The organism is Aliihoeflea sp. 40Bstr573, from assembly GCF_024105655.1.
Classification (GTDB): domain Bacteria; phylum Pseudomonadota; class Alphaproteobacteria; order Rhizobiales; family Rhizobiaceae; genus Aliihoeflea.
The window spans coordinates 123,337-143,759 of record NZ_JAAAMH010000005.1 but is presented as its reverse complement, the minus strand read 5'-3'; the positions used below and the strand labels follow the sequence as shown (position 1 = coordinate 143,759).

Genomic DNA, 20,423 nt, shown 5'->3' with positions numbered 1-20,423 from the left:
TGACTCTACAATCCCAGCCCCCGCCCCCTGCCGAGGTCGATGCCGTGGGTGAAGGCAAGTTCTCGGCCAAGGCTGCGGCCTGATTCGATCCCGATGCCGAGTTCTCGCCTGCGATTGGCGAGCAAGGATTCCATCTGCGGATCGCGTTCGAGGCTTTTCGCCATGTCGCCCATCGCCGACCGCGTCGTGTTGAAGCCCGACATGTCGCCCGCCTGATATTGCCGCTGGCTGGTCCGGTCGAGCTTTTGCCAGCGCTCCACGAACCGATCCGCGCGGCGCTGCGGCTCGATGCGGATTTCGGTTTCGAGCTGAAGGGCACGGATGGCGCGGTTGACCTGACCCGTCGCCGTCTCGCGGACAAGCTCCGGGTTCTTGACATAGGCGGCTTCGGCATCGCGCCAGCCATGGGGGCGCACATCCTCGAAGGCTTTGCGGGCGTCGGTCAGTTCGCGCATCTGTTCACGACTGCCCTTGCCGTCTGTGTCTCCGGTGGCAAGGATCGTATCGATGGCGCGCGCGTGTCGGATGAGCGCCCTGGTGCGGGCCTTGCGCAGCGCCTCGTCGATGTCGTCGGCAGCGTCGCGCTGCGCCTGCGGCTCCGCCTCAACCCGCTCCGGCATTGCCGGCGCGGGCCGTGCGGTTGCCGCCCGCTCCATTCCCCTTTCCGGCCCCTTTCCGATTTGATGACCAGGCACATCCTCTCCGGGAAAGCGCAGACCCTCCATCAATTCATCGATCCTGTCGCGCACCGTTTCCGGAACGAGCTTCCTTACGATCTCGACGACACGCCGTTTGAAGGTGATCCCGCGCCGCTCGGCATAGTCCCGTGCCGGATCAAGCTGCTGGTAATCCGACGCCATGTCCTTGGCGCGGTCGCGCGACAGGGCGCGGATGAGTTTGTCCTGACCGGCGAAGTCATCGCGGCCGTAATGCAGGTCCATGCCGTCGCGGTGGCGCGACAGGGCGACATAGCTGCCATGGGCGTCGAGGCCCGGTGTCGCCAGCACATGGGTGCGGTCCACCGTCATGCCCTGCGCCTTGTGGATGGTCGCAGCATAGCCGTGGTCGATCCGGTCGTAATCCTTCAGGTCGAACTGAACGGACCGGCCATCATCGGTGCGCACGGTCATGCTCTGGGTGCTGACCTCTTCGATGGTGCCGAGCGTGCCGTTCTTCACGCCAAGCCCGCGCTCGTTCTGCAGGAACATGACGCGATCCCCGGCGGCGAAGGTTCGATCACCGCGCTCGACCCTGATGCGCGCATCCTCGCCCAGATCGCCGGCCTCCCGCATGCGCTCGCGCGCTTGTTCGTTGAGTTCGCGCACCTCTATATTGGTGTGGGTGAGGATGATGCGGCTCGCTTCCGGAGCCACCTGCCGTTCGCGATCCCAACGGTCGATCAGATCGGCGCGCGCCTGTTCGCGCGATGGCGCCTGATACACCATGTCGTGGCCGTCATAGGCACGGATTGCAGCATCGATCCTGCCGGTGGCCAGGTCGCGCGTGGCATCGCGCTGCCAGTCTTCTCTCTGGCGACGCACGGTTTCGATCTCGACGCCGCCATGCCGCTCATGGATCGAGCGAAACGCTGCACCGGCCTCGATCGATTGCAACTGCTGTGGATCGCCGACCAGGATGACTTTTGCGCCAGTCTCGGCGGCATGGGAGAGCACGCGCTCCAACTGGCGCGTGCCGACCATGCCGGCCTCGTCGATCACGAGAACATCGCGCGCGGCCAGCATATCACGGCCCTGTCCCCAGCCATGTTCCATGCTGGCGATGGTGCGTGACGCGATGCCCGATCCGCTTTCGAGATTCTCGGCGGCGATGCCGGAAAGAGCGACGCCGCGAACCTCGAAGCCTGCAGCCTCCCATGCCTCACGCGCCACGCCCAGCATGGCGCTCTTTCCCGTCCCGGCATAGCCGACGACGATGCCGAGATCGCGACCGTCCATGACATGTGCCAGCGCATCGACCTGCTCGCCGGACAGGACAAGACCACGCTGTTCGGCGCGCGCCAATGCCGCCTCACGATCCACGTCCCGCACTTCATGGCGTTCCCGTTCCGCCATCACCTCGGCGGCGCGGTGCAGGCGCTGTTCGGCCTCGATCATGTCGCGCGTGGTGAAGCGCTCCGCGCCGCATCCGTCCTCACCGAGTTCGACCAGATCCGGTGCATCGCGGATCGCCCCCATGACCTCGTTGAACTGGTCGATGCCGTCGCTGTGCCGATGCGCGAACTTCGCCATGTCGCGCCGCGTGAAGGTCGATTGTTGATGGGTGATCGCGTCCAGCGCGACAGACGGATCGGCGATGATCCGGTCGCCATTGTTGCGCGCGATCTCGCGGTGCATGTCGGCGCGGTCGGCTGCTTCGAGCCCGTCGCCCTCGACACTATGTGTCTCGATACGATGTGCGGGCGCGCCGATCTGGCTTTGCGGCTCCAGCCCGATGCCCTGCGCTTCAAGGCTGCGGTGATCGATGCGCGCGTCGATGTCGAGTTCAGCCAGGCGCTCATTGGCAAGTTCGGCCCAGCGTTCGCGCCATCGCTCGACCATCTGGGTAGCATTCCAGTCGCGAACCTTCTTCCCGAAGCCGTCGTCATCGACTTCGCGCATGGTGAGCATGACATGGGCATGGGGCTTGGGCATTCCGTCCTCGCCAATGTCCCAATGCACATTGAGGTCGGCGACCATGCCCCGATCGACAAATTCCGACTGCACGAAGTCGCGGGCAAGCTCGATGCCCTGGCGCTCCGTCATCTCGCGCGGGATCGCGAATTCCACCTCGCGGGCAAGCTGCGCGTCCTTGCGCACCTCGAAGGCCTCGACATCGTTCCACAGCCGTTCGCGGTCGGACCATGCGTCCGGCGCTCCATCCGGCAGCATGACTTCGGAATGGACGACGCCGCGCTTGGCGGAAAAGTCATGGCTCCGGTCGATGCGGTGATCCCGCAGCCGCGAGGCCGAACGGTAGGCGGCGGACGCCACCGCACTCGACCCGGCCTTGCGGCCAATGACTTTGACATGGAGATGATAGATCGCCATCGCACGGCGATGATGCGCACGGGAAAGCCGACGTCGGAACGACGTATAAGCGCGCCCTCCCTCGAAAAAATCTCGGGATGGACCGGCCCGTGCCAGACCGTCCCGGCAACAATACTGCGTTCAGCAGCCTGCGCAACTATCCTCTATGCATCAACAGCTTATGGAGACGATGATGCGCAAGCCACGCGACTACGACGCAGAATTGAAGGCGCTGGAGGACAAGGCCAGGGAACTCAGAACCCGCAAGGTGCAGCAGCTCGGCGAACTGGTCATCGCCACTGGGGCCGATGGGTTCAGCGTCGAGGAACTCGCCGGCGCGCTGGTCGCGCTCGCCGAAACCAAAGATCCCGGAAAGAGGGAGGCATGGGCGAAACGTGGCGCGGCGTTCTTTCAAGGGCGGTCGCGGCGATCTGCAAAAGAAACTAACCGCGACGCTGGCGGCGCTTCGGCGCAAACGGGCGGCGCGCAACCGGCATCAGGCGGCGCGGACGCGGCATGACATGCGAAGCTGGCAGGTTGAGCGCCGCAAGCGGACACGGCACCTGATCGAACTCGGCGGCCTCGTCGTGAAGGCGGGCATCGTGGACTTGACCGGCGACGATCGCGCCGTGATCTACGGTGCGTTGCTCTGGGTGGCTGAGAAACTCAACAGCGAGGACGGCGAAAAGGCCCGTGGGCTCTGGGCCGGCGAGGGTAAGGGGGCATTTGAATCTCGACGCACGAGCGTGAGGTAGGTCCGATTGATGAGCTACACTTTGATCAGCGACCGTCCGCCGCCGTCCCGATTCTGTCATGGTTGTGCGGTATCAACCCCTCACCCATTGGCAGAGGAAACAGCGATGATCGGTATCGATTTCGACAAACAGGCCACCGTGTTGGTTTTGCCGACGAAGCCGCGCGAAGCGGGCATCCGAACGGTCGTCCAAGAATGCAGACTGGATCATGCGATCCGTTTCGCGATGGAAGAACTGCCGGCCGGCAAGCGTTCCCGCGCGCTGATTCGGACCGCCGATCGCTCGCTGTTCAGTGCCGAGATAGAGGCGATCTACGCGCACCCCGTCTTCCGGCAGCAGAGCCATTTATCGCGCTGCGCGTGACCAGCGGATTGAACCCTGCGCCTGGTAGCGGGTCAGTGGAAATCGGGCAAAGGCAAAGGCCTGCCGAGATAATAGCCCTGACCCAGGGCGACCCCGAGCTCCAAAAGCGTTGCCAGTTCGCTTTCCGTTTCGATGCCTTCCGCCAAGACCGTCGACCGGGTCTCATCGGCATAAGAGACGATCGCGCGTGCCAATGCCCTGAGAGCCGGATCATCGTCTATGCCGCGGGTCAGGCTCATATCCATCTTGATGATCTCTGGCGCGAGCCGGACGATCTGCTGGAGGCCGGCATAGCCGGCACCGGCGTCGTCGACAGCAATCTGCGCGCCGCGATCCCTGAAGGCCGCGAGACGATCGTTAATGCGTTCGTAGTCCGAAATGCGGGTGTGCTCGGTGACTTCCAGAATGATGCGGTCGAGTGCCACGGTGGCCAGTGTGCTTTCCAGATGTTCGCTTAGGATCGCGTCCGGCGAGACGTTTACCGACAGCCGAACCAAGGGCGGCAAGTGACCAAGCGCTTCGCACGCCTTGGCGAGAACGGCGACCTCCAGATCTATCCCCAGACCGACCTCGACGGCATCCCGGAACCATTGATCGGGAGCGCGATAAGGCTGCGGCGCGAAGCGACAGAGCGCCTCATAGGCGACCGTTTGCTTGGATCGCAGGTCCACAACGGGCTGATAGAGAACATTGTAGGCCCGATCGCGCAGGACACCCTCGATTGCTGTCCGGCATCCATCACGCGATCGCTGAACGGCAGTATCGGTGTTGACCTGACGTGCGACGATGTCGGCAAAGACGCGCATGGTCGCCAGATCCCGTTCATTCAGTGACGGTTTTGCCGACTGGCTCAGACAGCAGAACATGCCGAAGGGTGAACCATCGGCCATGCGGATGGGCACGCTGACATGCGACCCGATCGGGATTTCAGCGGTGATCGGCATCGCTTGAGCGATTGGTTCCAGGCTGGTGTCGGGTATCAATTCCGGCAGACGGCCTTCGAGGATGTGGTTGCAGTAGACGTTGTCGAGAGGATGGGTGTCGCCGACCTTTATCAGATGATCGAGACCCGGTGCATCGACGCGTCGGAATACGGAATAACCATCGACGAATTCCGAGAAATAGCCGACCTCCATACCGAGGTGATCGCGGATCGCCACCAGTGCGTCCTGAATGATGTCACCGGGCTTGCCCGTATCTGACACCACTTCCGCCCTCAATGTTTCGAAGTCGTTCATATCCCGACGACCTTCTTTCCTTCACGTCTCCGGAGAGGAACAGGATCGCTCCAGAAATGTTAAACCTTTGATCGACATTCAGATCCGATCAACCGAAAGGTGTGGTTTTAGGCATGCGATCAAGGCATAACTTGGATGCGAAATCGGCCGATGACGATGAGAAGCGCCTGCAAACGAATGATTGATCGACCAAACGAAAAGCGCATAGCCTTAATCGAGGCCGAGGTCGGGCCGGATGGGCCGATCTCGTATCGTGTCGGCCTCGTCGATGAGGCGGGCGAATTTCAAGGCGATCCATTGACCCTTACAGCCGAGGACGTTCAATGCGTCGTGTTCGCCGACATCGGCTTCACGATCATGGGCGAAGCGACCGGCATGCTTCTTCCGTGTCCTTCCTCAGGCCTCGCAGAAGACCTCCTCGATCAGATGTTCGGCGACGACCGGCTGAAGGGCCGTCCTCTCGATGAGGTCATCACAGAGGCCCTGGATCTGTCCATAAACGAAACGTCGGACCAGATGGTCGCCGATCTGACGCTGTTGCACGATCGGCTCCAGTCGAGCATCGCACGTGTCGAGGCTGAACTCGCGCACCATCGCGCGATGCAGTCGAAGCAGGGCAAAGCTCACCATGAGGCCGAAGAAGCCATTGGCCGCTGCAAAGACGACATGCACTGATAGAGAACCGGCCGGACGCCGCAGCGCCTTCGAATCTCGGAACTGGTAGCTCCGGACGTCAGATGTCCACGTTGGCAGGCGGTGCTGTCAGCGACTCGACTGCGTATGGCAGGTAGGACGGAGGTTGCGGAACTATTCCACGGCTCGCGTTCAATACGCTCATCGTCGTGCTGACGATGACCAGAGCCGGCCTTTGGTTCCTAAACTAGGTTCCAGTTAAGAGAACATACTTGAGCGGCGCTCATTCACAATCCGGCCGCAGCAGACGGCTGATGTGCGCCAGTTCGGATTGCAGTCGATCTCACGAGCATCATTGCTCCGCTTGCCTCCGGAGGGCCGAGCACTTTTGCGGATCAAGTGTAGATGCGGCAGTCTTCGGATTTTATGAAACTTTGCCTCAAAGAGACGGATCAGATGTCACGATCCGGTAACCGTCGTTCTGTGGAGAAACTACAATCCTATTGATCGTCTCGTTAGAACCCGCAGGTTTGGAGTGGCGGGGGCGCATGGAGACGTTTTTGCATGACTGTTGATATCGATAACATCGCTGCCACTCTGGCCGACGACACGACGATCACCGACGAAGAACTCATCCGCCTGATTATCGACCTGCGCGCGGTTGCAAGGCAAACACCCGTCGTCGATCTCGAAAAATACAAGATCCGCAAGGTGCTCGAGGCCTGCGCGACGCTTCGTGATCTGGATTGGAGCGGATCAGCCTCGGCCGTCACGCACCGCCGCTCCCGCTAATGAGCGAAACTCAGCAGAGTCGCATCTCAAAAACTGTTTTGGGCAAACATGGCGAAACGGGAACCATTTCAAGGCGCCGACGTTTTGGGCGATGACCTCAGCCCAGTCGAACACCAATGGCTTCGCACAAAGCAATGATCGCAAAACGGTCCTCGTCGTCGAGGACGAGTTGTTCATCCGGATCAATATCGCCGACTATCACCGGGATTGCGGCTTCCATGTCGTTGAAGCCGCGACCGGCGACGATGCAAAGGCAGTCATCGAATCTGGCCGGACAATTCACGTTGTCTTTTCCGATGTTCAGATGCCTGGCAAACTCGACGGCTTTGGCCTTGCCCGTTGGATCCGCCAGCATAGGCCCGATATCCATGTCATCCTCAATTCCGGAATGGCCAACGCGGCGGAAAAAGCCGGCGATCTGTGCGAGGACGGACCGCTGATGGCCAAACCCTACGATGAAGCGCAGGTCATGGCGCGCATCCAGCAAATGTTGCGCGCCGCAAATCAGCGCGAACTATAAAGATATTGAAGCGTCGGAGAGGCGGGAACGCAATACCCGAGCCCCGCGCGGCAAACATGCGCAATTGTGCTTAATACAATCCTAATGACGGTCACATTTCTGGACTTAAAACCCCGGCCAAAAACCGCAAACGCGGCCTGATTGCCATAGTGGAATGCCGCGCACAGAGCGTTTGGGATGTCCAAAGTGCAACACCTGCATCAGACGAGCGCGAGGAGAATCGGCGCGAAGACACATGGTCAAACAGACCCGCGACGTTCACGGCAGGTTTCAGAAGCGCGACCGAGTTGACCGCCGCAGTCACATTCCCCGCACAGCGGGTTCATAAGTCCAACTCGTCGGGACACGACGTCGATTCAATCGGCGAATGAAATCGAGGATAGGAAAATGACAAACATCAAAAAGATAACGCTTTCGACACTGGCCGTGACGGCGATCGTAGCAGGGTCTGCCTTTGCCCAGGTCGGTGGCGGTGCTTCTGGCAATGCCGGTGGTGGCGTCGGCGGCGGAGCATCCGGTGGTGTCGGTGGCAGTGCTGGCGCAGGAGCTTCTGGTGACGCTGGTGCCGGTGCCGCTGGTGGCGGGATCGGCGCTGGCGCGTCCGGTGGGGCATCAGTCGGCGGAAGCGGCAATGCTGGTGGAATGGGAGCAAGCGGGGCTGCAGGCGGCGAGGCCGGAGGCAATTCAGACGTGAGCACTGAGACCAATTTCGGTCGCGCCATCTCCGCGATCCGCACCTCCGAATACGATATCGACGCCGTTGCCAGCGCTTCGTCAGTCACGGTTGTTGACGTGGAAGCGGAGGTTCAAGGCGAGAATGCCGTCGCTCTCGACAACGCAGTCGCTGACAACGAGGATGACATCGCAGCGCTTCAGGCGGCGATCGAAGCCGATGCCGAGCTTTCGGCGGCCCTCGCCGCGCAGGATGTCGATGTTTCGTCCGTCGTCGCGGTCGAGACGAATGCGGACGGCAGCGTGACCGTTTTTTCGCGCTGAACCTTCACGTCAGAGGAAAGACCCTTGGGAACCGATTGGCCACCTCTGACCAACCAAGACTGACATGATACGTTGCCGCTCGCAGACACGTTTCTGCGAGCGGTCCATTAAGCCAACTTGCCATTCGCTGGCTTCGCCACGCTTTCATCTCTCTCGATCGTCGCAAGCCAGCACATTGACCAGGGCGCTGATCGCAGCGCGCACCTTGGGATCTTCGATTTTCATGAACGCACTGGCCTGCCGATAAGCGGCAGCGTTGAGATCGGCAATCTCCGTTTCGACATCGACGTCATCGACCCCTTCAAAGAAATGTTCGACGGGGACTGACAAGGCACGGCCTGCCCGGCAGAGTGTTGAGGCTGCGAGGCGGTTGGCGCCCTTTTCGTACTTCTGGACCTGCTGAAACGTCACACCCAGATGCTCGGCAAGTCGTTCCTGGCTCATGCCGACTGCAATCCGGCGGACTTTAAGCCTTCGACCGACCGCCACGTCGATCGGATCGCACCCCCTCGTTCGCCTTGGCGAGCGGTTCTTTTGATCCCCACTTTGCGGAGAAGATGAAGCCATTATGGGAACCGCCTCTTGTCAATACCACCGCCGTGGGACTATCGATCTGATGCGGGCCGCGCGTTTTGGCGGCCGGGTTCCGCCTGCCGTTTTGCCTTAAGGCCCGCGAGGAGCGCAGCAACCGCAAGCCACGCATAGGCAGGCGGTGAACGCCCTTCCCACGAACGTAACGTGGCCATGGGGACTTCGAGCATGCGTGCCAGACCCTTCCGGTCGGTTTCGAGCATGCTCAGCGCACGCTGGATTTGGTCACTGAACTGATCAGGCATGTTCGCTTCTAACGCTAGAGCAAGTTGCGATCAATGCGTCGGAGCGCAATGATCCTCACCCCGAGTGTTGTCCAGGGAAGTCTGATCGCTTATCCTTCCAATCATCCCCACTGAAGCGGGGGAGGGTCGCGATCCGGACAATGAGCCCCCAGCCCATGGATCGCGGCCCAATTGACGAGGCTCAGTTTTCCTGTCGCAGCATTTCGTCACGTCCATTGTTGCGCGCCGTGATGTCGATAAGGTCTTCATCGTAAAGTTCCGCAAAGCGGGCGAGCGCCTCATCGACAGTCAAGGCTTCAAAAAAATGCCCGGTAAGCGCGTCCACCGTCTCATTGCGCAGCTGATTTCGGGCGGTGATGTCGATGATCTCGTCCTCGTACGCGTCGCGATAGAAAGTCAGGCATTCGACATGACCGGCATCATCACTGCGCGTCATGCAAAGCCCGGAAATCTTCCCAATCAAGTCGCCGCGCAGGTCGTTCCTTGCAGAAATGTCGATCAGATCATCGCCATAGAGTGATTTCGCCGAGACCAGTGCCTCTCGCACGCAAGCAAGATCGGGAGCGGCAGCCGCCAGTCCTTCCTTCATGCGCCGCAGCGCGTCGCCGCGCACCGCATTGCGATCTGTGATGCTATAAAGGTCCTGGTCATAACGGTCGGCGGCCTGCTGCAAACCGGCGCGCTCCGCTTCGATCGCTTCGGCCGTCGTGCAGCCGGGCGCTGTGCCTATGGGTGTTGCGGATGCTGCGCCGGTTCCGTCATCAGTTGGGGCGTAGGTCTTGCTGTCCTGCACGCCAAGTGCCGCGAGATCGACCCGGCGCTCGGTTCCGTCAGCCGGAAGGCTTGAGGTATAGCGGATCGCATACTGGCCGCTCAGCTGTTCGCTGATCTGCCCATAAACGGCGGAAAGCTCGCCTGCATCGGGTGCATTGAGATACTGCGCGCCGGTGTTTCGGGCAATATCGGCAAGGACGGCCTCATCCATCTCGGTGCCCAGGCCAATCGTGAAGATCGGCACACTGACCGCTCCCGCGCGCTCGAGCACTTCGCCGACGGTGGCTTCGCTGAGCGGTTGCCCGGTCCCATCGTCATCGACGCCGTCGCTCAACACCACCACGGCCTTGCGCCCGCGCCGTTCTTCGAGCAACTCAACCGAGCGTGTCAGCGCGTCGTAGAGGGCCGTATCGCCCCGCGCCACGAGACCATCGATGGCCGACGTGACTGAAGACGTTGTCGATGTCATCGGCGTCATTGTCTCGATTGTCCGCTCGAATGCGACAAGCTGGACGCTGTCATTGTCCCCAAGCGACGTCACGAAGGTCTTCGCGGCTTCTTTCGTTGCGTCTATCCGGCGGCTCATGGAGCCGCTGGTATCAAGCGCAACCACGACGGAGAGCGGTGGCAGTTGTGGCTCGACGGTAAGCGGCTCTTGATCGACTTCATCTTCCCGCACCCGAAAGTCATCCGCAGAAAGGCCCGTCAGTGGCACACCGTCCCGTAGAACCGTCGCGAGCACGAGCACCTCGGGGTAGTCGTCCGTATTCAGCTCGTTGATGATCAGCGTCGCCTCGCTCGCGCTGTTCTCAGGCGTCACTCGCGGCATTTCCTGCGTCTGGCCAAGCACGGATGCCGTCGACGTGATCAGGACGAGGCTGGCGACGGCGAGATGGTGCATGGACTATTCCTCCAGGTTCAAGACCCTCGCATGCATTCAAGTCAATTCGGCGATATCGGGGCATTGACGAAGTTCTATGTGTCTTTGATCGATAGGATCCGGCGATTTCCACCGGTTCAAAGCTCAAAACGCTCAGGACGCTCCCGAGACTCTTTCCGCCTCATTCTTCTGACCCCTCCATTAAGGGGACCGCCGAGCGCCGATTCCGTCGAGAAGCTTGAACCCGCGAAAGACCTCACCCACCGGACAAGCGGGAAGCTCGACAAGCGCTTGAATTGAACCTGGCAAATAGAGAAGCAACCCTCATCGATATGCATTCCGGCGTTTGGCGCGCGAAGCGCCATCTTGTCACTGCTTTCGCGAAGTTCCCGCAACAGGACAAGTCGTCACCTCTTCCTGATCAGTAGATCACCTCCGTTGCTGACGGAGCAAATTCGACATCGGTAAAGCCGGGATAGACCTCGCGCAGCATCGTGACTTGCTGCGGATCGCTCACGCGAACCAGATACCATGCGTCTGCGTCCTGAAGCGCTAATGTCTCTGATCTGACCTGGACCTGCTTGCCGTCCATCTGCACGATCGTTTCGGTAGGCAGGAGGGCGTAAGGCAAGCCATCTTCGAACTGACCGACGGTCATCCCATCCTCATCAATCCGATACTCAGCGATCACGGCCTGTCCGGACAGCTTTTCCATTTCTGCGATGAGTGCTGCTCGAACGGCCTCCACCTCCACGCCGGCTCGCGCGGCCATATGGGCCAGCATGCGCGGCGGCACGGTCTGTGCGATGACATTGTGATCTTCCGCCTCCATGGCTTCCCCGAACGCATCGACGGCAGCGCCGATCGCCGCTCGATCCGCATCCGACAATTCCTGTGCGAACGCGAAACACGTGCTGCATGATAAACTTGCAGCCAGGAAGAGAGCGCGGGTCACTTGTCAGTTTCTTTCTCAAGCAGATCGAACTCTTCCTCGGCAGCGTCAGCCGCATCGCGGATGGTTGCATTCGCGCCGTCGTTTGCAGTGCTCAGGTCTTCGTAGAGTTCACGAGCGCGGTCGCGGGACGCGTTATGACGCTCCGTTTTCATGTCACTCACAGCGTCGATGATTTCTGGCGCCGTCTCGGCGGCGCGCTGCGCCCGCTGCCACTCCCCGAAGGCTCGGTTTTCGCGAGTGATGATGCCGGCGGTACAGGTATTGACCCGCAGCATGGCGCCGCCGACGGCGCTGTTGTTTGCCGCGATGGCATGTCCGCTCATAGCCCGGACGCGCGTCATTTCACCAATGTTGCGCGCCCGCACGCTCAGAGCGTCGAAGAGCTGTTCCGCATCAGACACACCTTCGAAGACGCCGCCACCTGCGCTTGCCACAGCCTGAAGAGCTTGACGGTCGGCCGCCGGCAAATCGAGGCCGATTATGTTGACGACTGCTTTGATATCACTCTGGTTCAACGCCCGTGCAGCGGCGACTGGATCGCCGCCGCAGGTCTCTTCCCCGTCCGAGACGACGTAAACGATCTGCTCGCCCTCGATGTCGGACGTCTGCAGTTCTGTTCCCGCTGCGACAATTGCATCGGCAAGCGGCGTCCATCCGGTTGCGGTCAACCCGTCGATCTGCGTGCTGATCATGCCGGGTACGGAGCCAGCCGGAGCAAGCACCTCGACGCCCTCGCAGGACAGTGCCTTTCCGCTCTCTTCATTATTGCCCGTATGTCCGAACGCAACCAACCCAACGTCGATCGTGTCAGGCAGCGTTCCAAGAAAGCGATCCACCGCCGATTTCGCGGCTTCCATCTTCGAGACACCGCCAACACGTCCCGCCATTGATCCCGACGCATCGACCGCGACGAGAAGTCGTTTTGGAACCGGCGGCTTATCCGAATCCAAGTCAGGACCCTCAGGACCCGATCGCATTTCGACCAGTTCATCGAAACATCCATCGAGATCCTCGCCATGCTCCGACAGGAATGCTTCGAAGAGATCTGAGGCGTCTTCAGTCATATCCTGGGCCGTAACCATCGAAGGCAGGAAACCTAGCCACAACATCATCGGTATCAGAGGCAGGTTTTTCATCGTGGCCCAATCGATCGACTTTAAGCCATCTATGGTGGCGGCGAAAAGTGGTCAAATCGGGGTCGGGTATCCCCTTGCAGTTTCCGCAGCTTCCAATCGATTTTCAGGGGCCGCTTCGGAGGGTTATAGCGTAGACGTAGTTCTCCGTTTCGTCGTTCTCGGCCCGCCATCTCAGCACATCAATATCGTAACGAATTTTAACGGGCACGCAGGCCCTGTCGGGATATGGCTTGCCTCGTTTGCCATGGGCCGCACTCACAGTGCCAATCTGTGCCGCCCTCATATATTTCCGGATCGGTCAGCCCCGCCGCGACGCCGCGCATCGCCAGGCCCATTGACACCGTCGCGTGCTGCCAAATAACAATATGCGATGACGCGCTTGTGCTTCCATGTTGTCGGCTTTCTTCGACCGGAACTCGGCGGTCCTTGACCCATGTTCCGGGTCGGCGGTCTGCCGCACCTTTCAGCCAGATTGCACGAGTAGATGGCAACGCAAACGATGACGGTGCTGCGCGACGTGGTTCGCTGGCGCCCTTTCTGATCGCCTGCCTGGTCGTCGCAGCCGGTATCGCTGTCTATCTTTGGGTCCCAACTGTCCGTCATGAGATAAACCGGCTCATCTTCGTGCTGTCGATGGCCGATATCCATGCCGTGCGGGGATGGGTCGAATCTGCGGGAGCTTGGGCTCCCGCGATCTCCATGCTCATCATGGTGTTTCAGGCGGTTCTTGCACCATTGCCCGCAGTCATCGTGACATTCGCCAATGCCGCGATCTTTGGATGGGCGTGGGGTGCAGTCATCTCCTGGACCGGCGCAATGCTCGGCGCGGCAATCTGCTACTGGCTCGCCGTAGGATTGGGTCGCAGTCTCGTTGAGCGCTATGCACCGGCCAGCATCGTCGAGAACCTCGATCGCGCGTCGGTCCGATACGGCGTCTGGGCCGTTTTCCTCGCGCGCCTCATGCCTTTCATCTCGTTCGACGCGGTGTCCTATGCGGCCGGCCTACTGCGGGTGCGCTTCTGGCCGTTCCTGCTGGCGACTGGACTGGGGCAACTGCCAGCCACCATTGTCTACTCGATGGCGGGCGACTTCCTCGCCGTCGATCGCGGAATGCTGCTGGGAGGCATTCTGTTCATGCTCCTTGTTGGAGCGCTCACCATCCCGCTCAAGGCCTGGCATTCACGGAGGAGATTCGCATGAGACAAGGACTGTACACACTCGTCACAGCCGCATTCATGGCACTTTCGTTCGCGACCTTCGCGAAAGCTGGCACATGGATAGATGTCGATGAACTACGAGCATCCACGGACGCAGTCATCGTCGACGCGCGGCGCCAGCAAGACTACGTCGCCGGACATATTCCCGGCGCCGTGAATGCGCCGTGGCAATCGCTCTCGGACATGTCCGGCAAGCCCGGCGATCCAAACTGGGGCGTCGTGCTTGCACCCGAACAGTTGGCGCAAGCCATCGGAAGGCTCGGTATAGCGAACGATAGCCGCGTTGTCGTCTATTCGGCCTCGCCGTCCGGATGGGGAGAGGACGGGCGCGTGGCCTGGACGCTGATGCAGGCGGGGGTTTCAAACCTGGCCATACTCGACGGCGGCATCGACGCCTGGACCGCATCGGGCGGCGAGCTCTCGACGAGCGCAGTCCCGCCACAACCGGTGACCTTTGAAATCGCAAGCGCCGATCTTTCTTTGACCGCGAACAAGGACGACGTGCAGGCTGCGATCGGCTCAGCCAAGATCATCGACGCGCGGACTCCGGAAGAATATGCGGGCGCGCAGAATCTCGGCGAAGCGCGAGGCGGCCATTTGCCAGGTGCCATCAATATACCGTGGACACGCGTCTTCGACGAACAGGGCCAGTTGCTCGAGGCCGCGGATCTCCGCGCAAGAATGGAAGAGGCAGGCATCGGCAGGGACGATGAGATTATAGCCTACTGCACCGCGGGCATACGTTCCGCTCATCTTGCACTCGCTCTTCGCGAAGCCGGATTCAGCAAGGCTCGGAACTACGACGCATCATTCCACGAATGGGCAGGCGATTCGCGTTTGCCGCTGGAGTAAAGGTCCCGGACCTTCAGTTGCAACCTCTGCGAGACCACCGTCATCGCGTTGGAGATCTCGCACATAGTCAATCTGGAAACGGCCCGAGCGCCGCAAGCGGGTGCGCCGGCGTGCCCTGCAGCCATGAAACGGGCTCGCCAGTCAGTTGCATCCGCGGCGAGCCGCGCGCGACGAACGATTGATACGTCCGTCATGACGATCGGAAAATCTGCAACAATCATCTGAAATTTGTTTATTGCGTTTTTTCGCAATCGTTTTTATATGCTCGTCATCGTTCGAACTCACAGCGAACCACCTGACGGGAAAGACGCATGAAACAGGTCACGCACAAGCTTTTTATCGCCCCGCAACTGACGGCCGACGACATTCGCTCGGCCAGGGCCGCGGGCATCGCCGCCATCGTCAACAACCGCCCGGATGGCGAGGAAGCGGGCCAGCCGACAGCGAACGAGAACAGGGCAGTGGCGGGAGCGGAAGGGCTCTCCTACACGCACATCCCGATCTCAGCGGGTCAGATTACCGAGGACAAGGTGCGCGCGTTCCAACGCGCGGTGGTGGAAGCCGACGGCCCCGTGCTTGCCCACTGCAAGACCGGCACGCGCTCCGCCACGCTTCATGCGATCGGGGAAGTGCTCGACGGACGCGTGGCGAAGTCTGAGGTCGTGCCGCTCGGCCAGCGCCTCGGCGTCGATCTGTCCGGCGCGGTCAAATGGCTCGACGCCAACGGCCGATAGGATCGGTCACGATTACCCCCATTCCGTTCAAACGAGAGCCATGATGAGCAACAGACCCGACGTGAAGGCATTTTTCGACAAGCGCACCTTTTCGGTGCAGTACGTCGTCTCCGATCCCGCCACGAACAAGTGCGCCATCATCGACCCCGTACTGGACTTCGACGAAAAGTCCGGGGCGACGGCGACGATCAATGCCGATGCGATCCTCGACTACATCAGGTCGAAAGGACTTGAGGTCGAGTGGATCCTCGATACCCATCCCCATGCCGACCATTTCTCCGCTGCGCGATACTTTAAGGAGAAGACCGGCGCGCCAACCGCCATCGGCGAGAAGGTGGTCGAGGTGCAGAAGCTGTGGAAGGGATTCTATCACTGGCCCGACTTTCCTGCCGACGGCTCGCAGTGGGACAAGCTCTTTGCCGAAGGCGAGGCATTCAAGGTCGGTGAGATCGACGCCAGGGTGCTGTTCTCGCCCGGCCACACGCTGGCCTCGATCACCTACGTGATCGGCGATGCGGCCTTCGTCCACGACACGCTGTTCATGCCGGATTCGGGGACCGCGCGGGCCGACTTTCCCGGCGGCAGCGCATCGCGGCTGTGGGATTCGATCCAGGAAATCCTCGCACTGCCGGACGAAACCCGAATCTTCGTCGGCCACGATTATCAGCCAAACGGGCGCGAGCCGCGCTGGGAATCGACGGTCGGCGAACAGAAGGCGGCGAACACGCACATGTCGAAGTGCCGCACGAAGGATGAGTTCGTCACCGTCCGCGAGAAGCGCGACGCGACCTTGCCGATGCCCAAGCTGATCCTGCACGCGTTGCAGGTCAACATCAATGGCGGCCGCCTGCCCGCGCCGGAGGCCAATGGCCAGCGCTACCTCAAATTCCCCCTCGACGTTCTGGAGGGCGCCGCATGGGACTGACCGTCATGACCCGCGAATTGTCGCAAGAGACCGCCGAGATGGTGGACAATGCCAGCGAGGCGGCGGAATTTCTGAAGAAGCTCGCCCACCCCTCGCGGCTGATGATCGTCTGCGCGCTCGTCGACGGCGAGCGCTCGGTGCGCGACCTGGAAGACACGCTCGGCATCCGCCAGCCGGGCCTGTCGCAACAGATCGCCGAACTGCGCGAGGCCGGCTTCATTACCGGCCGCAAGGAATCCAAGCACATGTACTACCGGCTCGAAGACGGCCGCGTGTCCGAGTTCATTACGATGATGCACGCCATGTTCTGCGCGACGCCGGCCAAAGGATCGAACCCATGACCGAATTCACTCCCCTCGCCTCACTGATCGGCGGCATGATGATCGGCCTGTCGGCCGTCCTCCTGATGCTCTGGGAAGGCCGTATCGCCGGCATTTCCGGCATCGCCGGCCGCCTGCTGCCGCCCTATCGCGACGGCGCTTTCTTCTCGCGCTTCGGCTTTGTCATCGGGCTCGTCGCGGCACCGCTCGCCATGATCGCGCTCGGCGCTGAGGTCAGCCAGACGGTCTCGTCCAACATTCCGCTGATGATCGCCGCCGGCCTTCTCGTCGGCTTCGGCTCGGTCTGGGGCAATGGCTGCACGTCGGGCCATGGCGTGTGCGGCCTGTCGCGGCTGTCGACCCGCTCCTTCGTCGCCACCGGCGTCTTCATGGCGACAGCCTTCGTCACCGTCTTCCTCGTCCGCCACGTTATCGGAGCTTGAGCGCATGTCCTTCCTCGTCAATCTCGCGTTCGGCCTCCTCTTCGGCGCGGGCCTCGTCGTCTCCGGCATGTCGGACCCGGCAAAGGTCCTGAACTTCCTCGACCTGTTCGGTACCTGGGACCCCTCGCTCGCCTTCGTCATGGGCGGGGCGGTGCTGGTGACCTTCGCCGGCTATCGTCTCGTCCTGGCACGCGGCGAGCCGATCGTCGGCACCCGCTTCCATCTGCCGACGCGCAGCGACATCGATGCGCGCGTGGTCGCCGGTCCCGCCATCTTCGGCATCGGCTGGGGGCTTGGCGGCTTTTGCCCCGGCCCGGCGCTGACCGCGCTTGGCCTTGGCGCCACCGGCACCCTTACCTTCATCCCCGCCATGATCCTCGGCATGTGGGCCGCGAGGCTGCTCGCCGAGGGAACCGCCGCACCACGCGCCGCCTGACGCGGGCACGACCGAAAGTCTAACAGAATGAACCGGCTGGCAGACTACCTGCCGATCCTCCAATGGGGTCGGCGCTATTCCCGCGCGACCCTGATCAACGACATGGTCGCGGCGATCATCGTCACCATCATGCTGATCCCGCAATCGCTCGCCTATGCGATGCTGGCAGACCTGCCGGCAGAGATCGGACTCTACGCCTCGATCCTGCCGCTGGTCGCCTACGCGGTGTTCGGCACCAGCCGGACGCTCGCCATCGGTCCCGTCGCAGTGGTCTCGCTGATGACCGCCTCGGCCATCGGCGAGATCGCCGCGCAGGGCACGCCCGCCTATCTCGCCGCCGCCATGCTGCTCGCTTTCTTGTCGGGCGCGATGCTGATCGCCATGGGCCTCTTCCGGCTCGGCTTCGTCGCGAACTTCTTGAGTCACCCGGTCATTTCCGGCTTCATCACCGCCTCTGGCCTGCTGATCGCAGCCGGCCAGCTCAAATATATTCTCGGCATCGAGGCCGGCGGCCACACGCTGACGCAGATCGCAATCGGCCTCGTCGAAAATGTCGGCTCGACCAACGTGCCGACGCTCGCCATCGGCGCTTCGGTAGTGGCTTTCCTCTATTTCGTGCGGCTGCGCCTGAAGCGCGTGCTCGTTGCGCTCGGCCTTTCGCCGCGCATGGCCGACGTCGCCACCAAGGCCGGGCCGGTCGCGGCGGTCGTCGCGACGATCCTTGCCGCCACGATGCTCGATCTCGGCGACAAAGGCGTCGCCCTCGTCGGCGCCATTCCGCAGGGCTTGCCCGTGCCCGCCCTGCCGATCTTCGATCTCGACTTCATCCGTATGCTGGCCGTGCCCGCGCTGCTGATTTCGCTGATCGGCTTCGTGGAATCGGTCTCGGTCGCCCAGACGCTCGCCGCCAAGCGGCGTCAGCGCATCATCCCGGACCAGGAACTGATCGGCCTCGGCGCGGCCAACATCGCTTCGGCGATCTCGTCGGGCTATCCCGTCACCGGCGGCTTTGCCCGCTCGGTCGTCAATTTCGACGCCGGAGCCGAGACGCCCGCAGCCGGCATCTACACCGCCATCGGCATCGCGCTCGCCACGCTGTTCCTGACGCCGCTCCTCGCCAATCTGCCGCAGGCAACGCTCGCGGCAACCATCATCGTCGCCGTCTTGTCGCTCGTGAATATTGAAGTCATCCGCCGCGTCTGGAGCTACTCCAAGGTCGATTTTTCGGCCATGGCGGCCACCATCCTCGGCACGCTCTTCCTCGGCGTCGAGATCGGCGTTGTCATGGGCGTGGCGCTGTCGCTGCTCCTCCACCTCCACCGAACGTCGCGCCCGCACATGGCCGTTGTCGGCCAAGTGCCCGGCACGGAGCACTTCCGCAACGTGGATCGCCATCAGGTGGAAACCTCGCCGCACATCCTGTCGGTGCGGGTCGACGAAAGCCTTTACTTCGCCAACACCCGCTATCTCGAAGACCGCATCTCCGCCCTCGTCGCCGAGCGGCCGGAACTCAGGCACGTCGTCCTGATGTGCTCGGCCGTCAACATGATCGACGCCTCCGCGCTCGAAAGCCTCGAGGAGATCAGCCACCGCCTGAACGATGCCGGCATCAAGCTGCACCTGTCGGAGGTCAAGGGCCCGGTCATGGACCGCCTAAAGCGCACCCACTTCCTCGCCGACCTGACAGGCCGGATTTTCCTCAGCCAGTATGAGGCGGTGAAGAGCCTGGAGGGCGCTTAACTGTTACGAGTAAGGCCGCCCTGCCCATGGTACTTGAGGCCGAACATGACGAGGGTCGACGTCGCAATCATGAGCGCGAATCTGAGACACGCGTTCATGACATTTCCTTTTGGCTGGAAATGGTCGAGAGTCGGACCGGCTCTCCACCAGTCTTGTGCGCCGATGCTCCGTTTGCCGGGCGAGATTGCAAGACACTTAAAGAGCCGTCCGTTTCGAGAACGACCGTGATCGTTTCGTCGATCGCAGAGTGGCCTGCCTGGCGTACGGCGGCCTCGATCTCGTCGAAGGTGAGACGTTCGCGCAGCAGCGCGCTGTCCAGGACATCGCCGCGATTCAGAAGGATGGTCGGTTCAGCTTTGATCAGTCCTTGGAACGCATCAGAACGGACCGAAACCCATGTGATGACGAACTGTAGCGCGATCAGGAGCGCCAGTGCCGCGATCCCCTCGACCAGAGGCACCGAGCGGCTGAGCAGCACGGTAGCGAGGGTCGATCCCAAAGCGACCGTCACGATGAGGTCGAACGCGTTCATCTTCGAGAGCGTTCGCTTACCCGATATGCGAAGCATCAGAACAAGTGTCACGTAAGCCAAGGTGCCGACGAGAAACACGCGGCCAAGACTTGTCCAGGTATCGAAGAAGATTGGCTGTTCCATCGGGCCTCTTGTGGTCAATTTTCTGAAGGCCGAACGACCCGAAACACAATCCGTTCCGGCAGATGGCCCTCTATTCACGATAGAAATCTCTTCGGAACAATCTGGGAGCCGTGCAGCTCCGGCAGTTGACCCGGAACGGTTCCGTCATCCCGAGACGATGATGGACGAACGTCGCGCCACCGACGAACTCTGGACGC

The 20,423-nt window shown here is 61.5% G+C and carries 23 protein-coding genes; 16 read left to right on the top strand and 7 right to left on the bottom strand.

Going from position 1 to position 20,423, the window contains the following annotated elements:
• Window positions 1-5 precede the first annotated feature (5 nt).
• Entirely contained in the window at window positions 6-3,047 is a 3,042-nt protein-coding gene (traA, locus tag GTK01_RS08730; protein ID WP_252925490.1) for a Ti-type conjugative transfer relaxase TraA, read from the bottom strand.
• A gap of 172 nt (window positions 3,048-3,219) precedes the next feature.
• On the opposite strand from traA, the gene GTK01_RS08725 reads away from it, so the two are divergent.
• The 3 genes from GTK01_RS08725 (at window position 3,220) to GTK01_RS08715 (ending at window position 4,144) form a co-directional block, all read left to right on the top strand.
• Window positions 3,220-3,546 (top strand): conjugal transfer protein TraD, encoded by a 327-nt coding sequence (locus GTK01_RS08725; protein WP_252925619.1) that lies wholly within the window; start codon window positions 3,220-3,222, stop codon window positions 3,544-3,546.
• A 1-nt stretch (window position 3,547) separates the two neighbouring features.
• Window positions 3,548-3,781, top strand: a complete 234-nt coding sequence (locus tag GTK01_RS08720) for a conjugal transfer protein TraD (protein ID WP_252925489.1) — start codon at window positions 3,548-3,550, stop codon at window positions 3,779-3,781.
• Window positions 3,782-3,886: 105 nt separating this feature from the next.
• Window positions 3,887-4,144 (top strand): hypothetical protein, encoded by a 258-nt coding sequence (locus GTK01_RS08715; RefSeq protein ID WP_252925488.1) that lies wholly within the window; start codon window positions 3,887-3,889, stop codon window positions 4,142-4,144.
• Window positions 4,145-4,176: 32 nt separating this feature from the next.
• Here the strand turns inward: GTK01_RS08715 and GTK01_RS08710 are convergent, their stop codons facing one another.
• Entirely contained in the window at window positions 4,177-5,382 is a 1,206-nt protein-coding gene (locus GTK01_RS08710; RefSeq protein WP_252925487.1) for an EAL domain-containing protein, read from the bottom strand.
• A gap of 177 nt (window positions 5,383-5,559) precedes the next feature.
• Between GTK01_RS08710 and GTK01_RS08705 the strand changes: the two genes are divergently transcribed.
• The 5 genes from GTK01_RS08705 (at window position 5,560) to GTK01_RS08685 (ending at window position 8,323) form a co-directional block, all read left to right on the top strand.
• Window positions 5,560-6,057, top strand: coding sequence for a hypothetical protein (locus tag GTK01_RS08705; protein WP_252925486.1), 498 nt, complete (start codon window positions 5,560-5,562; stop codon window positions 6,055-6,057).
• A gap of 522 nt (window positions 6,058-6,579) precedes the next feature.
• Window positions 6,580-6,807, top strand: a complete 228-nt coding sequence (locus tag GTK01_RS08700) for a hypothetical protein (RefSeq protein ID WP_252925485.1) — start codon at window positions 6,580-6,582, stop codon at window positions 6,805-6,807.
• Window positions 6,808-6,898: 91 nt separating this feature from the next.
• The gene (locus tag GTK01_RS21055) at window positions 6,899-7,327 is read left to right on the top strand and encodes a response regulator (protein WP_371924307.1); all 429 of its coding nucleotides are present in this window, start codon (window positions 6,899-6,901) and stop codon (window positions 7,325-7,327) included.
• 472 nt (window positions 7,328-7,799) lie between these two features.
• On the top strand, window positions 7,800-8,021 hold the full coding sequence (locus GTK01_RS08690) for a hypothetical protein (RefSeq protein ID WP_252925483.1): 222 nt from the start codon (window positions 7,800-7,802) through the stop codon (window positions 8,019-8,021).
• Window positions 8,018-8,323 carry a hypothetical protein gene (locus GTK01_RS08685; protein ID WP_252925482.1) on the top strand — a complete coding sequence of 102 codons (306 nt, stop codon included), beginning with the start codon at window positions 8,018-8,020 and terminating at the stop codon, window positions 8,321-8,323. The genes GTK01_RS08690 and GTK01_RS08685 overlap by 4 nt, the downstream gene beginning before the upstream one ends.
• A 144-nt stretch (window positions 8,324-8,467) precedes the next feature.
• On the opposite strand, the gene GTK01_RS08680 is transcribed toward GTK01_RS08685, so the two are convergent.
• The 4 genes from GTK01_RS08680 to GTK01_RS08665 form a co-directional block, all read right to left on the bottom strand.
• Entirely contained in the window at window positions 8,468-8,767 is a 300-nt protein-coding gene (locus tag GTK01_RS08680) for a helix-turn-helix domain-containing protein (RefSeq protein ID WP_252925481.1), read from the bottom strand.
• A gap of 573 nt (window positions 8,768-9,340) precedes the next feature.
• Window positions 9,341-10,834, bottom strand: a complete 1,494-nt coding sequence (locus tag GTK01_RS08675) for a VWA domain-containing protein (protein ID WP_252925480.1) — start codon at window positions 10,832-10,834, stop codon at window positions 9,341-9,343.
• A 400-nt stretch (window positions 10,835-11,234) separates the two neighbouring features.
• Entirely contained in the window at window positions 11,235-11,768 is a 534-nt protein-coding gene (locus tag GTK01_RS08670; RefSeq protein ID WP_252925479.1) for a hypothetical protein, read from the bottom strand.
• A complete protein-coding gene (locus tag GTK01_RS08665; protein WP_252925478.1) occupies window positions 11,765-12,904 on the bottom strand; it encodes a VWA domain-containing protein in 1,140 nt (379 codons plus the stop codon). The genes GTK01_RS08670 and GTK01_RS08665 overlap by 4 nt, the downstream gene beginning before the upstream one ends.
• 633 nt (window positions 12,905-13,537) lie before the next feature.
• Between GTK01_RS08665 and GTK01_RS08660 the strand changes: the two genes are divergently transcribed.
• The 8 genes from GTK01_RS08660 (at window position 13,538) to GTK01_RS08625 (ending at window position 19,571) form a co-directional block, all read left to right on the top strand.
• Window positions 13,538-14,104: a TVP38/TMEM64 family protein gene (locus GTK01_RS08660; RefSeq protein ID WP_252925618.1), complete on the top strand. Its 567-nt coding sequence runs from the start codon at window positions 13,538-13,540 to the stop codon at window positions 14,102-14,104.
• Window positions 14,101-14,973: a sulfurtransferase gene (locus GTK01_RS08655; protein WP_252925477.1), complete on the top strand. Its 873-nt coding sequence runs from the start codon at window positions 14,101-14,103 to the stop codon at window positions 14,971-14,973. The genes GTK01_RS08660 and GTK01_RS08655 overlap by 4 nt, the downstream gene beginning before the upstream one ends.
• A gap of 311 nt (window positions 14,974-15,284) precedes the next feature.
• On the top strand, window positions 15,285-15,707 hold the full coding sequence (locus tag GTK01_RS08650) for a TIGR01244 family sulfur transferase (protein WP_252925476.1): 423 nt from the start codon (window positions 15,285-15,287) through the stop codon (window positions 15,705-15,707).
• 43 nt (window positions 15,708-15,750) lie between these two features.
• On the top strand, window positions 15,751-16,632 hold the full coding sequence (locus GTK01_RS08645; RefSeq protein ID WP_252925475.1) for an MBL fold metallo-hydrolase: 882 nt from the start codon (window positions 15,751-15,753) through the stop codon (window positions 16,630-16,632).
• Window positions 16,633-16,637: 5 nt separating this feature from the next.
• Window positions 16,638-16,973, top strand: a complete 336-nt coding sequence (locus tag GTK01_RS08640; protein ID WP_252925617.1) for a metalloregulator ArsR/SmtB family transcription factor — start codon at window positions 16,638-16,640, stop codon at window positions 16,971-16,973.
• A complete protein-coding gene (locus GTK01_RS08635) occupies window positions 16,970-17,395 on the top strand; it encodes a YeeE/YedE family protein (protein ID WP_252925474.1) in 426 nt (141 codons plus the stop codon). The genes GTK01_RS08640 and GTK01_RS08635 overlap by 4 nt, the downstream gene beginning before the upstream one ends.
• A gap of 4 nt (window positions 17,396-17,399) precedes the next feature.
• Complete coding sequence (locus GTK01_RS08630) at window positions 17,400-17,831, top strand: DUF6691 family protein (RefSeq protein WP_252925473.1); 432 nt, start codon at window positions 17,400-17,402, stop codon at window positions 17,829-17,831.
• A 27-nt stretch (window positions 17,832-17,858) separates the two neighbouring features.
• Window positions 17,859-19,571, top strand: coding sequence for a SulP family inorganic anion transporter (locus tag GTK01_RS08625; RefSeq protein WP_252925472.1), 1,713 nt, complete (start codon window positions 17,859-17,861; stop codon window positions 19,569-19,571).
• Between the two features lie 94 nt (window positions 19,572-19,665).
• Here GTK01_RS08625 and GTK01_RS08620 read toward each other — a convergent pair whose 3' ends face one another.
• The gene (locus GTK01_RS08620) at window positions 19,666-20,226 is read right to left on the bottom strand and encodes a DUF421 domain-containing protein (RefSeq protein WP_252925471.1); all 561 of its coding nucleotides are present in this window, start codon (window positions 20,224-20,226) and stop codon (window positions 19,666-19,668) included.
• Window positions 20,227-20,423 lie beyond the last annotated feature (197 nt).